Source organism: Peptoniphilus sp. DNF00840 (genome assembly GCF_001553125.1).
GTDB lineage: Bacteria > Bacillota > Clostridia > Tissierellales > Peptoniphilaceae > Peptoniphilus_A > Peptoniphilus_A vaginalis.
In genome coordinates, this window is sequence record NZ_KQ960236.1 from 1 (window position 1) to 1842 (window position 1842).

1 rRNA gene is annotated in these 1842 nt (G+C 46.1%); it reads left to right on the top strand.

Features of this window, described 5'->3' with window-relative positions:
• Positions 1-276 precede the first annotated feature (276 nt).
• Positions 277-1801: ribosomal RNA gene (locus HMPREF1864_RS06390) — 16S ribosomal RNA — on the top strand.
• Positions 1802-1842: the final 41 nt, after the last annotated feature.

A 1842-nucleotide genomic window follows, 5' to 3' on the forward strand; every position in this document is an offset into this window, starting at 1 on the left:
ATGCTAATATATAGAAGTTGTCACTTAAAGACAGCAAGAAAAACTACTGAGAAGTTAAGTAAAAACAAAATAAAAACTTTGTAAAAATCACTTGACAAAGAAAAAACACGGTAGTATAATAAATAAGCTACTTCAAAAAGGTAGCAAAAGAAACATGATAATTAAATAGTGTGAAGATAAACAAATTCGTGATTTAATCACAGATTCTTGTCAAAGAATCAAAAGCAAACCAGATATTCGTTTAGTTTTGAGAAAACTAATGAGTCATACAAATTTTTAATTGAGAGTTTGATCCTGGCTCAGGACGAACGCTGGCGGCGCGCTTAACACATGCAAGTCGAGCGATGAAACCTTAACAGAACCCTTCGGGGCGAAGATAAGATGGATTAGCGGCGGACGGGTGAGTAACACGTGAGTAACCTGCCTTAGACATTGGGATAGCCTCGGGAAACCGGGATTAATACCAAATGAAATCACATATGCACATGCATAAATGATCAAAGCTCCGGCGGTCTAAGATGGACTCGCGTCCCATTAGCTAGTTGGTGAGGTAACGGCCCACCAAGGCGACGATGGGTAGCCGGCCTGAGAGGGTGAACGGCCACATTGGAACTGAGAAACGGTCCAAACTCCTACGGGAGGCAGCAGTGGGGAATATTGCACAATGGAGGGAACTCTGATGCAGCGACGCCGCGTGAACGAAGAAGGCTTTCGAGTCGTAAAGTTCTTTTATATGGGAAGATAATGACGGTACCATAAGAAAAAGCCCCGGCTAACTACGTGCCAGCAGCCGCGGTAATACGTAGGGGGCTAGCGTTGTCCGGAATCACTGGGCGTAAAGGGTTCGCAGGCGGAAATGCAAGTCAGGTGTAAAAGGCAGTAGCTTAACTACTGTAAGCATTTGAAACTGCATATCTTGAGAAGAGTAGAGGTAAGTGGAATTTTTAGTGTAGCGGTGAAATGCGTAGATATTAAAAAGAATACCGGTGGCGAAGGCGACTTACTGGGCTCATTCTGACGCTGAGGAACGAAAGCGTGGGTAGCAAACAGGATTAGATACCCTGGTAGTCCACGCTGTAAACGATGAGTGCTAGGTATCGGAAGAATTCGGTGCCGCAGTTAACACATTAAGCACTCCGCCTGGGGAGTACGTGCGCAAGCATGAAACTCAAAGGAATTGACGGGGACCCGCACAAGCAGCGGAGCATGTGGTTTAATTCGAAGCAACGCGAAGAACCTTACCAGGGCTTGACATACTGAGGACCGGTATAGAGATATACCCTCTTCTTCGGAAGCCTCAATACAGGTGGTGCATGGTTGTCGTCAGCTCGTGTCGTGAGATGTTCAGTTAAGTCTGGCAACGAGCGCAACCCCTATCTTTAGTTACCAGCATTTCGGATGGGGACTCTAAAGAGACTGCCGATGATAAATCGGAGGAAGGTGGGGATGACGTCAAATCATCATGCCCTATATGCCCTGGGCTACACACGTGCTACAATGGAAGATACAAAGGGAAGCGAGATAGTGATATTAAGCAAACCTCAAAAAGTCTTTCCCAGTTCGGATTGTACTCTGCAACTCGAGTACATGAAGATGGAGTTGCTAGTAATCGCAGATCAGAATGCTGCGGTGAATGCGTTCCCGGGTCTTGTACACACCGCCCGTCACACCATGGAAGCTTGTAATACCCGAAGCCTGCGAGCAAACCGCAAGGAAGCAGCAGTCGAAGGTAGGATAGGTGACTGGGGTGAAGTCGTAACAAGGTAGCCGTATCGGAAGGTGCGGCTGGATCACCTCCTTTCTAAGGAAAATAAATCTTCACACTATTTTAATTATATATGG